The organism is Duganella aceris (assembly GCF_011090165.1).
GTDB lineage: Bacteria > Pseudomonadota > Gammaproteobacteria > Burkholderiales > Burkholderiaceae_D > Rugamonas > Rugamonas aceris.
Window position 1 is genome coordinate 90,587 of the sequence record NZ_JAADJT010000013.1, and the last position, 17,449, is coordinate 108,035.

17 protein-coding genes and 1 tRNA gene are annotated in these 17,449 nt (G+C 54.3%); 3 read left to right on the top strand and 15 right to left on the bottom strand.

Annotated elements, in window-relative coordinates:
• Window positions 1-108 precede the first annotated feature (108 nt).
• The 8 genes from GW587_RS25140 to GW587_RS25175 form a co-directional block, all read right to left on the bottom strand.
• Window positions 109-2,004 carry a CocE/NonD family hydrolase gene (locus GW587_RS25140; RefSeq protein ID WP_166107647.1) on the bottom strand — a complete coding sequence of 632 codons (1,896 nt, stop codon included), beginning with the start codon at window positions 2,002-2,004 and terminating at the stop codon, window positions 109-111.
• A 129-nt stretch (window positions 2,005-2,133) separates the two neighbouring features.
• The gene (locus tag GW587_RS25145) at window positions 2,134-2,376 is read right to left on the bottom strand and encodes a hypothetical protein (RefSeq protein WP_166107648.1); all 243 of its coding nucleotides are present in this window, start codon (window positions 2,374-2,376) and stop codon (window positions 2,134-2,136) included.
• Window positions 2,369-2,602: a colicin E3/pyocin S6 family cytotoxin gene (locus tag GW587_RS31895; RefSeq protein WP_166107649.1), complete on the bottom strand. Its 234-nt coding sequence runs from the start codon at window positions 2,600-2,602 to the stop codon at window positions 2,369-2,371. The genes GW587_RS25145 and GW587_RS31895 overlap by 8 nt, the downstream gene beginning before the upstream one ends.
• A gap of 410 nt (window positions 2,603-3,012) precedes the next feature.
• On the bottom strand, window positions 3,013-5,631 hold the full coding sequence (locus GW587_RS25155; protein ID WP_166107650.1) for an AAA family ATPase: 2,619 nt from the start codon (window positions 5,629-5,631) through the stop codon (window positions 3,013-3,015).
• Between the two features lie 433 nt (window positions 5,632-6,064).
• Window positions 6,065-7,738, bottom strand: a complete 1,674-nt coding sequence (locus GW587_RS25160) for a 5'-methylthioadenosine/S-adenosylhomocysteine nucleosidase family protein (RefSeq protein ID WP_166107651.1) — start codon at window positions 7,736-7,738, stop codon at window positions 6,065-6,067.
• A gap of 282 nt (window positions 7,739-8,020) precedes the next feature.
• The gene (locus tag GW587_RS25165; RefSeq protein ID WP_166107652.1) at window positions 8,021-8,662 is read right to left on the bottom strand and encodes a DUF6753 family protein; all 642 of its coding nucleotides are present in this window, start codon (window positions 8,660-8,662) and stop codon (window positions 8,021-8,023) included.
• Entirely contained in the window at window positions 8,655-9,338 is a 684-nt protein-coding gene (locus GW587_RS25170; protein ID WP_166107653.1) for a nucleotide-binding protein, read from the bottom strand. Before GW587_RS25170 ends, GW587_RS25165 begins: the two co-directional genes overlap by 8 nt.
• A 10-nt stretch (window positions 9,339-9,348) precedes the next feature.
• Entirely contained in the window at window positions 9,349-9,699 is a 351-nt protein-coding gene (locus GW587_RS25175) for a protein mobC (protein WP_166107654.1), read from the bottom strand.
• Window positions 9,700-9,817: 118 nt separating this feature from the next.
• On the opposite strand from GW587_RS25175, the gene GW587_RS25180 reads away from it, so the two are divergent.
• Both GW587_RS25180 and traI read left to right on the top strand, forming a co-directional pair.
• Window positions 9,818-10,303, top strand: coding sequence for a plasmid mobilization protein (locus GW587_RS25180; RefSeq protein WP_229259652.1), 486 nt, complete (start codon window positions 9,818-9,820; stop codon window positions 10,301-10,303).
• Window positions 10,284-12,347: a TraI/MobA(P) family conjugative relaxase gene (traI, locus tag GW587_RS25185; protein WP_166107655.1), complete on the top strand. Its 2,064-nt coding sequence runs from the start codon at window positions 10,284-10,286 to the stop codon at window positions 12,345-12,347. Before GW587_RS25180 ends, traI begins: the two co-directional genes overlap by 20 nt.
• Window positions 12,348-12,400: 53 nt before the next feature.
• On the opposite strand, the gene GW587_RS25190 is transcribed toward traI, so the two are convergent.
• Both GW587_RS25190 and GW587_RS25195 read right to left on the bottom strand, forming a co-directional pair.
• Window positions 12,401-12,976, bottom strand: coding sequence for a PIN domain-containing protein (locus GW587_RS25190; protein WP_166107656.1), 576 nt, complete (start codon window positions 12,974-12,976; stop codon window positions 12,401-12,403).
• The gene (locus GW587_RS25195) at window positions 12,973-13,440 is read right to left on the bottom strand and encodes a helix-turn-helix domain-containing protein (protein ID WP_166107657.1); all 468 of its coding nucleotides are present in this window, start codon (window positions 13,438-13,440) and stop codon (window positions 12,973-12,975) included. The genes GW587_RS25190 and GW587_RS25195 overlap by 4 nt, the downstream gene beginning before the upstream one ends.
• Before the next feature lie 341 nt (window positions 13,441-13,781).
• Between GW587_RS25195 and GW587_RS25200 the strand changes: the two genes are divergently transcribed.
• Window positions 13,782-14,048: a hypothetical protein gene (locus GW587_RS25200; protein ID WP_229259653.1), complete on the top strand. Its 267-nt coding sequence runs from the start codon at window positions 13,782-13,784 to the stop codon at window positions 14,046-14,048.
• A gap of 59 nt (window positions 14,049-14,107) precedes the next feature.
• On the opposite strand, the gene GW587_RS25205 is transcribed toward GW587_RS25200, so the two are convergent.
• The 5 genes from GW587_RS25205 to GW587_RS25225 all read right to left on the bottom strand — a co-directional run bounded on the left by GW587_RS25205 (window position 14,108) and on the right by GW587_RS25225 (window position 17,449).
• Entirely contained in the window at window positions 14,108-15,073 is a 966-nt protein-coding gene (locus GW587_RS25205) for a tyrosine-type recombinase/integrase (protein WP_166107658.1), read from the bottom strand.
• Window positions 15,074-15,270: 197 nt separating this feature from the next.
• Window positions 15,271-15,346: transfer RNA gene (locus GW587_RS25210), tRNA-Thr, on the bottom strand.
• Window positions 15,347-15,372: 26 nt separating this feature from the next.
• A complete protein-coding gene (locus GW587_RS25215) occupies window positions 15,373-15,870 on the bottom strand; it encodes a ClpXP protease specificity-enhancing factor (RefSeq protein WP_166107659.1) in 498 nt (165 codons plus the stop codon).
• 88 nt (window positions 15,871-15,958) lie between these two features.
• Window positions 15,959-16,570, bottom strand: coding sequence for a glutathione S-transferase N-terminal domain-containing protein (locus GW587_RS25220; protein WP_017877976.1), 612 nt, complete (start codon window positions 16,568-16,570; stop codon window positions 15,959-15,961).
• Window positions 16,571-16,684: 114 nt separating this feature from the next.
• Complete coding sequence (locus tag GW587_RS25225) at window positions 16,685-17,449, bottom strand: cytochrome c1 (protein WP_166107660.1); 765 nt, start codon at window positions 17,447-17,449, stop codon at window positions 16,685-16,687.

Below are 17,449 nucleotides of genomic sequence, written 5' to 3' on the forward strand. Positions count from 1 at the left end.
ATGTCGACAAAGTGATTGCATATTGCTATCGAATCGCGATGGCGAGGCTATCGCGCGCGCATGAAGACGAGGCCGGCGCGGTACGCTGCGCCGGCCTCGGTCGGGCGCTTATCGCAATACCGGCAAGTCGATATAGCTTTGCTCGTCGCCTGCATGGTGGACCGCGTTGTCCGCCACGACGCCTTCCTTCTCGCTCTCGTTCGGACCGCCGGTGTTGAGGTTGCGGACGAACTTGGGGAAGTTCGACGACGTGACCTCGACCCGGATCCGATGGCCGGCGGCGAACTGGGTCGCGGTCGTGATCGGCGTCGGCTTGATGGTGTAGACCTGGCCGGGCGTCATCATTTCCGGCTTGTCGTAACCGTTGCGGTAGCGGGCGCGGAAGATGGTGTCGCCGATGATCCAGGCGGTGCCATCGGGCGCGACGTCGACCAGTTTCACCGCGAAGTCGGTGTCCTTGGCGCTCGACGAGACCTTCAGCACCGCGTCCACGAAGCCGACCACGTCGACCGGCTTGGTCAGCGCGTCGCTGGTGTAGACCAGCACATCGTTGCGCGCCTCGATCTGGCGCTGGTCGGACGCGCCCGGCTGGATCACGCCGCCGTTGCAGCAATCGCCGCCGCCGATGGTCTGCACCGGATTCATCGGATCATAGCGGTAGCGGTCGGCGGCCTCGGACGCCGGCGGCGCTTCCGCGACCAGGCGACCGTCGCCGTTGAGGCTGTTGGCCTTGCCGCCGGAGCGCAGGTACAGACGCATGGTCTTGGCGTTCGCCGGCGGCCACTGCGCCGCACTTTGCCAGCGGTTGCTGCCCATCATGTAGTACTGCACGTGCGGCGTCGACGCAGGGAAGGCCTTGGTGTTGCCTTTGAGCCAGCGGTCAAACCAATCGTAGATCGCACCGTCGACCTTGAAACTGGTGTCGCCCATGTCGCGTTCACCGACCACGGTTTTCGGGCCGAGCTGGGCGTAGCGGCAATGCGCCACCGGAGCGATCACGGCATATTGATTCGCGCTGGCTTCCTTGTCCGTGTTGGCCGCGCGGGCCATGTTGAACAGCTCCATGTTCGGCCCCATCGACACGTCGTACCAGGTGTTGAACCACAGCGCCGGGACGCCCCAGCCCATGCCCTCGTGATACAGGCCGCCCTGGTTCCACGCCGGATCGGCGGGCGTACGGCGGATGAGCTGTTCGAAGGTTGCCGGTGGCTCGCCGAGCGCGGTCAGCATCTGATCGACCGGCAGGTGCTTGATCTGCTTAGCCCAATCGACCTTGGGCTTGGTCGCATCGAGATCGTTGTAGGCCTCGATGCGCGCGCGCAGCTTCTCGTCGGTCAGCGAGGCAGGCAATTCCGCGCGCAGCGGATTGTCGACGCCGTAGAGCCAGACAAAGAACAGGTTGCGCGGCACGCCGCCGGTGTACCAGTTGCCCTGTTCCTGGAAGCGGCCGACCTTGCCGATGCCGGCGCCCGCCGACATCGGCACCATGGCCGCATGGGCCGGATGATTCATCCCGGCCAGCGCCAGTTGCCACTCCGCGCTCGACGAGCAGCCAAGGGTGCCGACTTTACCGTTCGACCAGGATTGCGCCGCGATCCAGCTCAAGGCATCGTAGCCATCGGTTTGCGGGTGGCCGAGGATTTCCCATTTGCCCTGCGAGAAGTAGCGGCCGCGCTCGTTCTGCACGATGAAGGTGTAGCCGCGTTTCACCGATTCCAGGATATAGCGCATGGTGGTGCCGCGCGCCTTGTGTTCGTTGTAGGGCGTCTTCCAGAGGATGGTCGGCAGTTTGCCCGATGGGTTCTTGGGCGAGTAGATATCGGTCGACAGCGCCACGCCGTCACGCATCGGCACCATCACGCCCAGGCGGGAGACGGCGTTTTCCGCCAGCTCCTTCTCCAGCGCCTCCGGCGTGTACTTACTGTACTCCTGCGCGGCGACCAGGCCGGAGACATGGGACAGAACGAGTGTGAGCGCGACGAGCTTGACTGTTTTCGGCTTCAAAAAATTCTCCTAAGATAAATGACGGGAGCGATATTGATATTGCTTTCCAGTCGTCAATCTTAAGCAAATTTGATGCGCCTTGTATTACAAGTTGTAAATTAAATTCCCAGCCATACGCACTCGAAATCTCTACTGCCGCTGCACATCGGCAGCCGCCGGGAATTGTGCTTGCCGCGCCGCGATTATTTTGTGTATGGCTTCGGCGTCCTGGAGCCACATCGCATACTCATGGCGGTTCATGCCCAACAGCTCGCGCAATTCCAGTCCGCTGCCGATTGCGCCGTCATGCCATTGCGCGACATGGTCGTCGATCTGATCCGGCGTTGCGGTGCCGCTGAGGCAACGATCAATAAAAGTCAGAACTTCAGACATGCAGCTTCCTCCCCTTCACCGCCTCTTTTGTTTGCTTACCCGAGACGGCGTCAAATGCGCCCAAATGGCGGCCTCGGCTATCGAAACCCTCGATTTCACCGTGGCGGGCATCCCACGTATAGTAACGCCGCCGGTCTTTGCTCGCCCAGACCTGTTTGCCCCCTTGGATGTGGAGCTTGTCACAGGTGTCGAGGAAAGACGGCACCGGTTTTGAGATATTTGCCATCGTATGAAGGAAGAAAACCGTCGGCGATATCAGTCTATCGATGAAAATTGCCGCAGTAATCGGTTACATCAAAATGCTTAGGCTTTTCCTCGTCTGACTTACGAGCGCAAAGAAATCAAGGCACCTTCATGGTGGCGAGTAAGCGAAGGGAGGATTGGTGGCGGCCCTGGCCAAAAATAGCAGGTCAGGGATGCATGCGGGAACATAGCGAATTTCTGGAGCCCAAACAAAAAGCCCAGCTTTTGAGAGCTGGGCTTTTTATTCGATTTTATTGGTGCCGACTGCCGGCCTCAATAAGTTAAAAAAATCAGGCACTTAGTTCAAGAATTGGTAAATTCTTACCATTGGCGGCTCAATTGAATTAGCGGTAATACCGGTTTTTGTTGGCCCCGTTTGAATAGGTGTCGCCATCAGATCAACCGCTTCTTGAAACCATCGATCCAGGCCGCCAAGGCGGTCACGTCCCTTTTGATGTCCTCGAAGTCGGGCAGTTCTGCAGGTAGTTCGTCCGGCTGCGAATGCTCGAAACTGGAATACCGGGTCATGAGGTTGTCAACAAGTTGGCAATCTTCAGGAGTTATTTTAGCCAGTGCTCCGATTTTATTTTTCGTCTCTACTGACCTTCGGAAACGAGTTAGAACGTCATTTATTAGAACTTTTTCCACGCAACGCTCAACTAATATTCGGAAATCGCTGCATATACTTTTAGCTCGTTCCTCGTATTCTTCTGCTTGGCCTGCGGCATGTAGTTTTGCCAACTGTGGCACAGCTTCGTCCCGAAGACGGTTTGCTGCACTTTGTGGGTTGGTATCACGGATGCTAATCAGAGAGTTTGTAATGCCCGCGACTTTTCCCATCCGTCGGAGAGACTGTATCTGGAGCGTTGCGGGGGCTTCCTTTCCTTCCATCTTAGCCTGTTGCTTCAGGCGATCGATCATGTTCTCGATTAGGGTAAGAAGCGACAAGCGGTGCGTGAACACGACGACTTGTCGTGTCTTCGATAGATCGACGAGTCGACTGACCACTCGCTCCTCAAAAGACTGGTCTAGCGAAGAAATTGGGTCATCAAAGATGAATGGACTTGGATCCGACGATCCTCCCATGTCGGCCAAGAATGCTGCCAGCGTAACGATCCGAGTTTCCCCTTCGCTTAGCACGCGGGCTGCGCTCGATGGTTTTTTCGAGTCCATTATCGTGAGCCCGAAGCTGATCTTCCCCTTTCCTTCTTTCTTGCTTTCTGGCGTAATCGGGATCCGCGTCCCGCCCAGTTCCTTTAGCTCGGCGGCAAAGCGGGCTTGGTATTCAGTGCTTAGTTCGTTTTCGCCGAGTTCGTTTTTCTTGTTTGTGAGTGCATTTGTCTTTGCTAGTGCACCAGCCTTCTCGATGCGCTTAAGAGCCGCAAGACGGGCGATCTCCGCGTCAATGGATTTCCTGTTCTGGGCCAACCATTGCGAAGTCCTGAGATCGAGGATACGTGTTGCAAGTAATTTCCGATTTTCATCTTGCAATAATTTTGTAAGTGTTTGTTGTTCCGTCGTGTGACCTAGCACTAGCGAGGTCACTAGCTCCTCAAATGGGCTCCAATCGAATTCTTCGATGACAGCGAGGTCAGTGGCTGTGTTGATGCCATCCCATCGTGTTTGCAGGTTCAAGAAGGTCGCATCGCCAACATCATCACCTAACTTCAGGACTCCGCATTGGAGCTTCCATGCTTCCTGGGTTGGCATAGTTGGGATAGTTGCGCTTGCGTCCTTCAGAATCTTCTCCGCTGCGACAGCTTCTGCCTCCAGTCCATTCTTTACGAACGCTTCGAACGAATCGAGGCGCAACTGGGCTTGCTCGTCAAGCTCTTGTTGGCATAAAACGCAACGCCCTTGTTCTTGAGTGACGGGAAAAGCGTGCTCGGGATACGCGAGCGATTCGGAATACTTGCGTGCCTGCTTCCAAAGAGCGAGCCAAGAATCTTGCCCGACCCCCTTTAAAGGGGCTTGTGCAAAAACTCGCTTCGCATCCTCAGAGGCAGTCTTTCGTTTCGATAGCGCTTCTCTTCGCGCGACGACTAACGGTGATATCTGTTCGTTGCTGAAAGACAGTTTCAACGCGTCGAGGTTTGTCTTCAACGTTTGGAGTGTTGAAATGCTCTTCGTGACCTGCGCAAGTTTGCCAGGAATGTCCTTTTCATTAAGCGCCTGTTCTCCGGCGATCCGCTCATCATCGTGTCCCTGTTCATAGGCGCAACGCTTCTCTACGTCGGCTGCCGTGGTGGTAGCAGTGAGCCCGTTAACCCATATCGCTCCCGCAGTAGTCGCAAAGTCAGGAGGAAGGGCAGGAGTCTTCTTGACGAGCGCGAGCTTTTCCGCATCGAGCATCTTAGTCACATTGTCGCAGACGACTATCAGCGACGAGAGGAATCGCATCTTGCGTGGTTCGTACCTAGCTTCGTTTTTCGGCCCCATGTAAAGCTGCGCAGACTTAGAGTCGAATACGTGGACATCGCGCAAGAATCGGTGAGTCGGCGCGTCGATAGTCCACTCGATTAGAGGTTGTATTTCCCCGGACTTCGCGATACTGATCTTTGCTGTGGGAGGTATGTTTCCTGCCACAAATATGTTTGGCAGAATATCCTCTTTGGCGCGTGATCCACAAGCGTGCTTCAGCAGTCGAGCAAATCCAGTCTTCCCAGATCCGTTCTGTCCATAAATGACTGTGATGTTTGCCGTACCAAAATCAATTCCCGTCCCCTCCTTGAGGGCGTTCACGCCGCTGACCTCAAGCAGTTGACGGATATGGATTGGGGGATTGCCCGGGGCTGCCGCTAGACTGCCTACTGGGACAGTTGCGAATAGCGCATCCTTTTTACCGGCGGCTTCGGCCTTGCATAGCAGTACCAGTTCAGCCATCTCGTCTTCGTCGGGCAAGCGGCGGTTTTCAATCATCTGGGCAGCGGCAGTCTGTAGCCAACGAGGGCGTTCTGCCAGCCATGTTTCAAACGGGTCGGATGCGATCTTGACGTGAATGGGCTCTGGCATGATGGTGTGTTCCTCAGCTTTTAAGTAATGAGATCGAAAACTGGCATCTCTTGATGGAGGTGCGATCATTTACTGCCAGGAAGATTGTTGCATGCGTAAAATTCGTATGCGAGACGTATCGTTTGTAACCTGTAGGAAATAATGCGTATTAGACAGTCTTGGAGAAGACTAGATGTTGGTCAAGCTAAATAATGATTGTGACAATTGGTGGTATTGTTTAAGCAACAAAAAATTTCGATATGGACGAAAAAGCGCTACGATTTGATATATGTTCTGTAAAGTATCTTGGGAATTGAAATTGATTTTTCTAATTGCCTTTTGAAATAAAATGCCACCGCAATAGGTGGCATTTAGCAGGTGTTTTTTTAGGCTACGAAGGAGTCAACTATTAACATAGCGGATTAAACAGAAAAATTTGTCGAAAATTCTTACATTATTCTTTGCCATTGCCTGCAAACTTCAATAGATGTAGCACAAAAGCACTTGCGTTGGTGGCAGCTAGCTTTTGGTTGACCAATTTGTTTTTTGATTTTTTACCGTCTGCCCAATCACAAATTGCCTTAATAAGTATCCAAGGAACACCGCTATTGGCGCAAGCCACATATAGTCCTGCCCCCTCCATTTCTCCTCCAAGTGCGTCGGAAACTTTAGCAGCAAGTTGGTCACGAAAATCAATGTTGTCAATTAGTTTTTCACCACTAAGTAATAATCCGGATTCGACTTTGATCGAACTATTTCCACTCCACGACGAAATTGCATGCCTAACCCAATTTAAGGGCTCTGGGGATGCAGGTACACGATCGCCGCGCAAGTTGAATGTTGCGTCGGCATTAATCCGTTGCAATTCGTAAAATAATAGTTGTTTTGAGACTAAAATATCGCCAATGGAAAATTTCTTTTTATTAACGCCAAATGCTATGCCAACCATAAAAGTGGCTGCAGGTGAAAGTGCATTGATTGCTTTTCGAATTGATTCTTGTGAACCAGAAATCCCACCGGTTCCCATCTCTGAAATTGATAAAAAAACATCAAAATCTCCGATCTCACCAAGGAATTGATAGATATAGCCCTCGACCTTTAACGGTTTAGCGCTCTGGCCAGTTTCCACTTCAAATGCTGAGCGAATGGCATCTATTTCAACAGATGTGACAGCGACGATCAAAATTCTTTCTTTAGATCTTTGCATTTTCTTTTCTGGTGATTTTAAAAGTAAATCTCTTAACTTGAATTCTTTTACGACAAGATTCCAAGTATTTTGTGCTGAAACGCTGTCATGAATTGCATCTTCTGGGGAGGATATAATTCGTTCCACATCGGTAGGCAGTTGAATATTGGCATCGAAATGTGCTTTAATTATCGCTGCTAGCTCTAGCATTGAACTAGCATTATCAAATCTTTGTGTATTTCCTTGGAGTGTCGGCTGCGCATCCTCAGGAACATACGAAACAATGCCCTGTTTATCTATCAATAGTGTTGATCTATCGACCAAGTGGGGTTGGTTTTTCCTTATAACATCTGCGACCACGCTTTCGCGAGGAAGCGAGTGATGAGTTACAAGTTCGACTAGATTTATATCAGATAATATTTCTTTTGTATCTGTTGAGACGATCTGAATCGCAGAGAAACATTTTGGTAGGGATGGGAGCGGTTTTGCATTTCTATCCGCTTGAGTAATGATGCCACCCAACAATCGGACAAATTCCAGAAGCCTAGGATGGGATTCTAAATTTTGCAACTGTAACAAGTCAGTATCTGCAGATACGGAAAATGGAGAAAGTTCAAGTGTTATACATATGAACTGACCGAACAGCCTTATTGTAACGTTTAATCGATTCGAGATTTCAGCAGGAAAACCAGCGATTTCATATGGAAATTTATTTCCTACCAGATCAAGTGAATTTTTTCCTTTAGCAAGAGCTTGGTGAAGAACATCAGTAGGCTCAAGTAGTATAGGTTCGTATGTTGTTTGGATTCGACCGCCAATGCTACGGATAAAGCTGCGTCCACCGCGTTGATTGAAAAGGAGTCCGGTTAGAAGTTTCTCGCGCGCTTCTAATGAGGTTAAGCGAGTCACAATCTTCCATCTGAGCTTAATTTGAAAGGGCATAGAAATTCCTAAGGGCGGATAGGGAAGGAATCGAACCCCCACTCTCGAGAAATCTCAAGTCCTTTGCCAGCTAAGCCTATCCAGGAGGAAATATGATAGCATGGGCTTTCCACGCATGTGTATGCTTGTTTTAAAGTTACGCAGCTCATTAATTGAGGCTCGGGTTTTCAGGCGAATGTCGGTAGATTAATCTTACTTTAGCCACACTCAGCGGAAACGAGGGAGCCGAGTGTTCTGATCTGCGCACAAGGAAGCTCAATTCAGACGGTCGTATCTTCGCAGCTAGCGAATTTTCCACCCGTAGATTTTTCCAAGGGGGGTGGGATAAACGTAGCAAATTCCGTGTTCGGTTTTCCATCCAGGTTGATCGCACCTCGCAAGACGGTCGATGCTGCCGGCGAGTGCCAGGTGATACGCGGCCTTTCCTTGCGGTGTATTGGCCCATGCTGCTGCCGCTTTGTCGTCTTTAGTGTCTGCATACGCTTCGCCATATCCTTTGTCGTAGCCGGCTTCGTAGGCCATCCGATGGATATACCAGCCGAACGTTCCTAACGTAACGCTGCACCCGAGCAAGCATGCGGCGATCCAAGTTGCAGCTTGTCGTGCAGCAGTAAGACGCGCAACATCACGCGCTGCCGTCGAAACAGCTTTGGCTAGCTCTGCCTTAGCTGACTCTTTTGCCGATGTTAGCGTGCCTTCGGCGGTCTGCTGGAATTGCCGCAGAGTTTCAACAGCGGCTTGTTTGATCAGCTCGGGAAAGCGTGCGTACATCGTTTGATGATACTGCAAGGCCATTAGGATTAGCCACAGTGCATCGTTATTTTTCAATGCCAATGCATCGCGCACCTGGTATAGCTGATGGCGCTCGGCGTCGGTCGGCTGCCGTCCAAGAAGCTTGGCGAAGCTGTCCTCCAGCTCATTCATTTGTTAGTTGCCCCAGCATGGATTTGACGGCAGCGCGCCAGCGATGCAGTTCAGCGCGATTGCCCAAGGGTAGTTCTTGCGCAGCTTGGGCGATGTTCATGCGCTTGCTGTAGATGTCATCGCTTACGCGATCAGCCAGGTCAGGGAAGGTCAATGACAGACCGCCGCGTTCCTCGACCAATGCGCGTCGTTTAGAACCGTTGTATAGCTCGAACTTGCGCTCCTCACCGAAGTAACCGTTTCTAACGACGTGAACGACGGTATCGGGAATAGCATCCATATATTCCTTGAGCAGCTCTAGACTGTCACGCTGACGGTTGATTACCCATAGTGTGACTAGTTTACGGCGTAGTTCGGGAAGTGTGTTGCTTAGGATCTGACCATACGCGCTGACGGATTTGTTGTTGCGCGCAGCCGTATTGATCACGATGACGCTGTCTGGACTGTTGTCGGCGACGTTGATCAGTTCTATCCAACCATCGGCGTTATCCAGGTCCAACAGCTCGGTACGTACGGTGCCTTTGTATGCCTTCCAGACATCGGGATTGCTGGTATCCGCATCGACCAGTAACAGGTCCTCTTCACGCTGCAGCACGCAGTCGACCATCGCCATAGAGACCAGGGACTTGCCGACGCCGCCCTTGCCGCCGCCAATCAGATAGATATTTTTCGCCATGGCGGTTCTCCTAGATTTCGTCGGTGTCTGAAGCTACGGGGAATGACGCTGATTTGTTAGATGGCTTTGGTTTGGCTTGCACCGGTTTTGGATCGGTCGGCGTTGCGGGCACCTTTTTGCGAGTCGGCTTTGTACGCAGCAGGTAGTTTTTTAGCGTTGGAGTCGCGATGTCCAATCCTTCACCGCGCAAGGCCTCAGCGATTTGTGCAAGTGCATAGCCACGTTTTTGCAATCCTCTGATTTCCTTGATTAGCACTTCAACTGCGGCCTGCTTCGTGTATTCCTGCCGAGGCTTTGCAGCAGCCGGCATGTCGCGCAGCTTGGCGGCGATGGCATCGAGTTGTTCGCTGGTGTATTTCATATCAGCTCCGTGCTTCCTGTAGTTACGGTAGCACTCCAGCGACGGTCGATCTTGTGCCAGATCAGTTCGAGCTCGTCGCGAAATCGTAGACTGAAGTGGTGAGTGAAAGAGATACAGGATGGCCCTTGTCACACACATGCTGGCGCATGTGGTGGCAAGGGACGCCATGCCATTCGGCGCTACGCTTCTCACGGCAAGGCTCATCCTGCAAGGGGCGCACCCCTTGACCCCAGACACGCTGCGCGTGGCGCCGCCAACCGTCGTCGCTATCGTTGGAGTCCGCATGCCTTTTGAAAAACGTGGCGACGAGCCTTTGGACGCTGTGATCAACGTGCGCTTAACGAAGGCGGAAAAGGCGCGGCTTCTAGAGGATGCTGACCTAGCCGCGTTAAGCATGTCGGAGCTGGTTAGGCGGCGCTACTTTGGGCGTCCAATCCTTGCCAACGCTGACCAAGCGATGATCAGGGAATTGCGGCGACTGGGCGGACTACTCAAGCACCTGCACAACGAAACCGGTGGAGTCCTGCATCGCGACACCGCCTCCGTACTGGCGGCGCTGAAAGCCTATATCGAAAGGCTTAGTCATGATCGTCAAAAAGATTAAGAATCCGAAGAAGTCCGCGTCCAAGCGTGCGCGTATTTGTCGGCTGATGGACTACATCCGCGCACCGGAGCAAGAAAGCAGCAATGAGAAATGTTTGTACGCCGGTGCGCGTGGCTTTCTGTCCGACGACCATAAGGCGCAGAAGGCAGAGATGCTAGCCCTGTCGCAGGAGGCGGTGCGCAGCGCGGACACCATCAACCACTACGTCCTGAGTTGGCAGGAAGGAGAACAACCCAGTCCGCAGCAGGTCGAAGAGGCTGTCGACATTTTGCTCAAGGAGCTAGGATTGGAAGGGCACCAGACTATGTATGGCCTGCACGTCGACACCGACAACGTCCACCTTCACATCGCCATCAACCGCGTCGATCCCGAGACGCTGAAGGTGATTAAGCCAAATCGCGGCTTCGACATCGAGGCCGCGCATAAGGCTGTGGCGCGCATCGAGGAAAAGCAAGGCTGGCAACGTGAGGCGCATGGTCGCTACCGAGTCAAGAGCGACGGCGATGTCGAACGCGATGCTCGCGGTCGTGGCGAATCGCGTCAGCCGGAACAAACCAAGCGCGATATGGAGCAGCGTACAGGCGAGAAGTCTGCGGAACGAATCGCAATCGAGACTGGCGCACCGATCATCAAGGCCGCCGCCAGCTGGCAGGATCTGCATCGAGCGCTTGCCAAGGAAGGCATGCGCTATGAGCGCACCGGCAGCGGCGCGGTGCTGTTCGTGAACGATATTGGCGTGAAGGCCAGTCGTGCGGATCGGGAAGCCAGTCTCGGTAAGCTGGAAAAGCGACTGGGGGCGTTCGAGCCGTCGCGGCGACAGAACGTTGTGGAGCGCGCACCGGAACCAGTGGAGCATGTGGTGCGAGGCTGGAAACAGTATATCGCGGGGAGGCGGGCGCATACCGCTGAAAAGGAGGCGGTCTTGAAAGCGTTAAAACAGCGCCAGGAGGTCGAGCGAAAAGCGCTGCTACTACGTCACCAACGTGAACGCGCGGACGTGCTACAGGGGCGCTGGGAAGGGCGTGGAGAGCTACGCAATGCGCTCGAAAGCATATTGGCGGCACGGCGCGCCGTGGAACAAGCGGACATGCGAGACCGGCAGCGCGAGCAGCGTGCGTCGCTGCGCGAACGATATCGACCATATCCAGATCTGGAGCAGTGGTTGCGGCAGCAGGATTATCCTAAGTTGGCCGAACAGTGGCGTTACCGTGCCACCGAAATGCAGCATATCCGAGGCGGCCATGCAGAACCAGTTAGGCCGTGCGATATACGCGACTATGTGCCGATGATCGACGGTGAGCAGGTGCGCTATGCGCGGGGCCCCATGACAAGAGTTGATGCAGATGCCGCGTTCGTCGATAAAGGCGGCGAGATCGACGTCTATGCATGGCGCGAACGCGCCAGCGTACTCGCCGCGCTCCAGCTGGCCGAACAAAAGTGGGGGACGTTTGAAGTCGCCGGGCGTGCCCAATTCAAAATGCTGTGCGTTGAACTTGCGGTCGAACATGGGTTCAAATTAGATAATCCAGAATTGCAGAAGCAGATCACCCAGGAGCGGCAGCGTCAGTTGGAGGCGCGTGCCATATCGCGTGGTCTCAAAGCGACGTCGGTCTCCGGTCGCGAGGGTGTGAAGGAGGCGCGGATTGATCCGGCTGCCGCCACCCACGAACGTGTGCCTCCAGCGTTTGAGCGTACTACCAAGGCTTATGCTTCCCATTACCGGGACGTGTTGAAGCTCCAGAGCCAAGGAGGGCACTTGGCCGATCCGGCGCGGGTGGATGCGATGATTGCGGTGCGAATGCGGGCCACCGGCCACACACAACAGCAGGTCGAGGCGGTCTTACGGCAATGCGCGCCGGCGACGCGCCAGAAGGAAGAAATACGAGACTGGGACAACTATGCGAAACGCACTGCCGAATATGCCTTCGGCGTAGCAGGTAAGCAACAAGCGGATGCGCTCAAAAGATATTGGCAGCAGTGGCAAAGACTGGAAGGCCGGGAATCAACCCAAGAGCGCGAACGCGGGCGCGGCATCTCCCGGTAAATTTGCAGCGGGAAAAGCTTATAAATTCCGTATGGCGGCGGCGTGGGGTATCTTCAGATTAAGAATTCAAAGCTAGAAAGGAGCTTTACAGTTTCAGGAAGCTTCTGTTGGAGGAGTCTGTCTAAATATTCTCGGGAGGTGTGCGGGAATTTCTTCAAGGATGCGCGTTGGCGGCGTGCTGCCTCAAGCACCGCAGCTTGATCCAAATCCCAGAGGTCGACAATGAAGCTGTCCGGATGCAGCGCTTCAACATTAAACGGGGCCAGTATGTCAGGCGGAAAGTCCTTGAGATTGAACGTTACGATAACGGACGCGTTACATTTGATTGCTGCCGCGAGCACATGGCGATCATCGTCGTCCGGTAGATGAAGCCCGTCGATAAGCGGCTCATAGTCAGTGACAAGTCCATCCGGGACGGCTTTGTCCATCAGCGAAGATGTTCGATCCAATTTTTCACGCATGATGTCTTGACGATTTTTCAGAAGATTGCGCTTCCACTCTTCATGGACCTGCGCGGTCCAGCGTGCGCGGTACACGCCAGTCAGCGCCAGGTGAATCAAAAAATCACGCAACGGCGCGGGATAGAGGACGTTCGCATCATAGAAAGCTGTGAACGGTGACTGTCTCATTCGTACCCCATCCCCAACTCTTCGGCTTGTGCTGTCAGTTCATCCATCGCGGCATAACTGGCCTGATCGCGTTGTGCCTTGTAAGTCATCAGGTCGTTAAACTTGATCCTTCGATGGCGGCCTGTTTTGGTGTGTGGTAACGCTCCTTCATCCAGCAGTTTCACAAGGTGCGGCCGGGAAACATTTAGCATGTCGGCACCTTCCTGGGTGGTGAGCTCAGCATGGATGGGAACCACCTTAACGGCGTTACCCAACGCCAGTTCGCTGAGGATTTCTCCAAGCAATCTCAAAGCAAAGGTGGGAAGCTCGATAACTTCCCGTTGTTGGCTTTCGTCTACCAGTTCAATGCGCTGGGTTTCAACCTTTGTCGAAAGAAATGCCGCCAGCTGACGGCTAGACTCCACAGCCGCGTTGATTTCTTTCTCATCTGGAAGAACTGTGCGGTTAAGGGCGGCGTTGGTCATAACTTTCCCCAAGACTAAATTAAACGGTGTTGAAGCACGAAGCTGTCACGATCAATTTTATTCGAAATAAACGAAAATCGCAATAAACGAAACGACTATGTGATAGTGCCGCTGAATCCAATTTCGGTGAGGCATAACTAATTGCAACAATGGCAAATCATTGACATAAAACTAATTGTGAATGTTGGGTGTGAGAGACAATCCTGTGATGGTGCTGAGAATTGTGATGCTGCCTATAGGAACAATCGCACTGAGGACAGGGAGTTGGACCGGTTGCATACCATGACTCCCATGCCAAACAATTAATGTCCATGAACTGGCGCGCCGGGAAGGATTACAGAATGAATACCGAATTACTTTTAGAGAAGCTGTTGGAGCAGTTGTCGAAACCTACACCGGTTCTGCTGCCTGTAGCGATTGATCTGTGGGATACCAGGCATATTGCAGCTTACCTTAAGCGGTCTGTGGATACGGTAAGGGATGACATCATCACTTTGCCCTCATTCCCCCGCCCGATTCGTCTGCCCGTTAAGGGGACAGCACGCGCCCAAGCGCTGTTCAAGGCGCGCGAGGTGGTCGCTTGGGCGGAGCGGCAGACCTCCAGATGACATCCCTTAATCCAGTTGTTGCCATGCGCCGGTAAGACGGCAAATACGCCGAGGAAATCCTATAACTTTTTGGCGATGTCTTCGGCGGTTGCGTTGTAATAGGTCTGCAATTGTTTGATGTCATGATGGCCCACCATGCGAGCTAGGTCTAAAACATTAATCTTACTTGCCAAGCGCGTGATCGCTTCATGCCGACTGTCGTGAAAAGTTAATCCTTCAACGCCTGCCCGTTGGCGCGCCATACGGAACATCGCGTCCAGGGTCGCTGTCGTGATATCGAAACCATTAGGGACCATGGACCAGATTTCCATGGCGCGAGGCGACAAGGGGACATTGCGTGAAGATCCGTTTTTCGTCATTCTTAGCCTGGCAACGCAGCCTTGGACGTCTTCCTTTCGCAATCCACAGATTTCGCCGGCGCGCATTGCGGTTTCCAAGGCGAACAGGAAGGCCAATGCAATGCGTTGCTGCCTAGTCTCAGGCGTTCTAACGCTGCAGTCATTGGGCCAGCGTAACGCCAGGCAGATGCGGTCAATCTCATCTGGCGTAATGCGACGGTCACGGTGTGGCTTCGCCTTGGGACGCGCGACATCGGTGGTTGGGCTCTTTGCGATCCACTTCCACTCCTTGCGGGCAACCGAGAACACATGAGAGAGCAGATTCATTTCCCGGGTAACGGTGCCACCTTGGACATTGCGTAGGCGCTCGTCGCGCCATGCGGCGATGTGGGACGGCGCCAACTGGGCCATGGTGATGGGGCCGAGCGACGATGCCGCCATTGCCGCGAGGCGCCCCGCTTCCCACCGATGCCCGCGTTTGGTTCGTGACACTTCTATTTCGTAGCGTCGAAATGCGTCCGCACATGTTTTGGTTACGGCAACGTGTTCTGGATGACGCAGGGTTACTCGCTGTTGCGCTTCCCACTTCAGCGCGGCGGCTTTGGTATCAAATGTGCCGGATGTTCGCACGCCATCCACCATGATGCGGTGCCGCCAACGCGTGCCGACTTTTATTGGTATAGACATCTCACACCTCCTTCTTGAATGTTCAAAGAAGGGTTAGACCGGCAGCGTTACCAAACGTTGGTAAATCCTTGCCAAATGGTGCTCCAAAAGCGCGGGTTTCGCCTTACTTCACCGCAAACGAAGACGTAAAAAAACCCGGAGATCCCCTATGAAGAAGGCGATTTCCGGGTTTTTCGCGCGTTGTCTAAAACGCCATTTGGTGCCGACTGCCGGTTTCGAACTGGCCACCTGATGATTACAAATCAACTGCTCTACCAAATGAGCTAAGTCGGCGAAACTTGTACGGGGCGAATTATACGCTATTTAATTCGCGTCAGAGTAGGGCGCCCGCCCTTTTTTGGCGGGTCGGCGTCGTCGTCCGGGGCGCTTGGGGCCTCGGTTTTGACCTCGGCCAGGGCCTTCGGCGCGGCCGCCGGCACCGCCGACAATACCGGCGCCGGAGCGCTGTTTTCCTCCACCGGAGCCGGGGCTTCGGGCTGGCCGCCGGCCTGTGGTTCGAACGCCATCCCCTGGCCGTTTTCGTTGGCGTAGATCGCCATCACGTTGTTGACCGGGACGTAGATTTCGCGCGAGACGCCGCCGAAGCGGGCGTGGAAGCGGATGCTGTCGTTGTCCATCTTCAGGCCCGAGGTGGCGCCGAAACTGATGTTGAGGACAATTTCACCCTTCTTGACGTATTCCATCGGCACCGTGGTCGAGGCGTCGACCTTGACCGCGAGATAGGGCGTGTAGCCGCTGTCGGTGCACCATTCGTAGATGGCGCGCAGCATGTAGGGCTTGGTTGAGATTTCGGACATGGTATTCCAGGGCTGCTGTCAAACACGGCGCGCCGCCGGCCAGGGCCGGCCAACGCGCCGCTACTTCAAGTAAAACGGGCGCGTCGAATTAACGGCGCATCACTTTTTCCGACGGCGTCAGCGCTTCGATGTAGGCCGGGCGCGAGAAGATGCGCTCGGCGTATTTCATCAGCGGCGCGGCGGTCTTCGACAGTTCGATGCCGTAATGGTCCAGGCGCCACAGCAGCGGCGCGACTGCCACGTCCAGCATCGAGAACTCGTCGCCGAGCATGTACTTGTTCTTCAGGAACAGCGGCGCGAGCGTGGTCAGGCGGTCGCGGATTTCGGCGCGGGCCTTGTCGTGGCTCTTGTCGTTGCCCTTGGCGCGTTCGCTTTCCAGCACGTGCACGTGGACGAACAACTCTTTTTCAAAGTTGAACAGCATCAGACGCGCGCGCGCGCGCATCAGCGGATCGGCCGGCATCAGTTGCGGATGCGGGAAACGTTCGTCGATATACTCATTGATGATGTTCGATTCGTACAAAATCAATTCGCGTTCGACCAGGATCGGCACCTGACCATACGGATTCATGGTCGAGATATCTTCCGGCTTGTTGAACAAGTCGACGTCGCGCACTTCAAAGTCCATGCCTTTTTCAAACAGGACCAGGCGGCAGCGTTGCGAGAATGGGCAGGTCGTACCCGAGTAGAGAACCATCATTTTTATAGTTCCTTAGAAGAACAAAGGGGGTGAACCCGAAAACGGATCACCCCGGATCGATCGCCCGCCAGCGCGGACATCGCAAAACAAGCGCCGGCCAGCCGGCGCTCTCGATTATTTCACTTCTTTCCAGAACGACGCGTTCAGGCGCCATGCCAGGAAGGCGAACACGGTCATGAACAACACGACCGCGACGCCCAGTTTCTTGCGGGTCTGCGCCGCAGGCTCCGCCATCCACTCCATGTAACCGACCAGGTCGGCCACGGCGGTGTCGAATTCCAGCTTCTGCATTTTCCCCGGCGTCACCACTTCGAAGCCGGCGAATTGGTGCGTCATCTTGCCCGGCTCGTGCGGATCGGCCACTTCCTCCATCTTGACCTTCTGCACGCCCTGCAATTCCCACAGCACATGCGGCATCGCCACATTGTTGACCACCAGATTGTTCCAGCCGGTCGGGCGGGTGTCGTCCTTGTAGAACGTACGCAGGTAAGTATACAGGTAGTCGCCGCCGGTGCCGGCGCCGGACGATTTCGCGCGCGAAATCACCGACAGGTCCGGCGGCACCACGCCGAACCAGGCCTTGGCGTCGGCCGGCTTCATGGTGGTGGTCATCATTTCCCCCACCTTGTCGCCGGTGAACAGCAGGTTGGCCTTGATTTGCTCTTCGCTCAGACCGAGGTCCTTGAGGCGGTTGTAGCGCATCGAGGACGCATTATGACAGTTCAGGCAGTAATTGACGAACAGCTTGGCGCCGTGCTGCAGCGCGGCCATGTTGGTGGAGCGGTCCGGCGCCTTGTCGAGGGCGACGCCGCCTTCGTTGGCCAACGCCAGGCCCGGCAGCAAAGCCAGGGTCGCGAGCAGTTTCTTAGCAAAATTCAT

Bases quoted from the DNA above. Each gene is read 5' to 3' on its own strand.
- GW587_RS25190 (WP_166107656.1), bottom strand. From the start codon at position 12,976: ATGAGACAGTCACCGTTCACAGCTTTCTATGATGCGAACGTCCTCTAT.
- GW587_RS25205 (WP_166107658.1), bottom strand. From the start codon at position 15,073: ATGTCTATACCAATAAAAGTCGGCACGCGTTGGCGGCACCGCATCATG.
- GW587_RS25170 (WP_166107653.1), bottom strand. From the start codon at position 9,338: ATGGCGAAAAATATCTATCTGATTGGCGGCGGCAAGGGCGGCGTCGGC.
- GW587_RS25155 (WP_166107650.1), bottom strand. From the start codon at position 5,631: ATGCCAGAGCCCATTCACGTCAAGATCGCATCCGACCCGTTTGAAACA.
- GW587_RS25160 (WP_166107651.1), bottom strand. From the start codon at position 7,738: ATGCCCTTTCAAATTAAGCTCAGATGGAAGATTGTGACTCGCTTAACC.
- GW587_RS25225 (WP_166107660.1), bottom strand. From the start codon at position 17,449: ATGAATTTTGCTAAGAAACTGCTCGCGACCCTGGCTTTGCTGCCGGGC.
- GW587_RS25175 (WP_166107654.1), bottom strand. From the start codon at position 9,699: ATGAAATACACCAGCGAACAACTCGATGCCATCGCCGCCAAGCTGCGC.
- GW587_RS25165 (WP_166107652.1), bottom strand. From the start codon at position 8,662: ATGAATGAGCTGGAGGACAGCTTCGCCAAGCTTCTTGGACGGCAGCCG.
- GW587_RS25195 (WP_166107657.1), bottom strand. From the start codon at position 13,440: ATGACCAACGCCGCCCTTAACCGCACAGTTCTTCCAGATGAGAAAGAA.
- traI (WP_166107655.1), top strand. From the start codon at position 10,284: ATGATCGTCAAAAAGATTAAGAATCCGAAGAAGTCCGCGTCCAAGCGT.
- GW587_RS25215 (WP_166107659.1), bottom strand. From the start codon at position 15,870: ATGTCCGAAATCTCAACCAAGCCCTACATGCTGCGCGCCATCTACGAA.
- GW587_RS25200 (WP_229259653.1), top strand. From the start codon at position 13,782: ATGAATACCGAATTACTTTTAGAGAAGCTGTTGGAGCAGTTGTCGAAA.
- GW587_RS31895 (WP_166107649.1), bottom strand. From the start codon at position 2,602: ATGGCAAATATCTCAAAACCGGTGCCGTCTTTCCTCGACACCTGTGAC.
- GW587_RS25145 (WP_166107648.1), bottom strand. From the start codon at position 2,376: ATGTCTGAAGTTCTGACTTTTATTGATCGTTGCCTCAGCGGCACCGCA.
- GW587_RS25180 (WP_229259652.1), top strand. From the start codon at position 9,818: ATGGCCCTTGTCACACACATGCTGGCGCATGTGGTGGCAAGGGACGCC.
- GW587_RS25220 (WP_017877976.1), bottom strand. From the start codon at position 16,570: ATGATGGTTCTCTACTCGGGTACGACCTGCCCATTCTCGCAACGCTGC.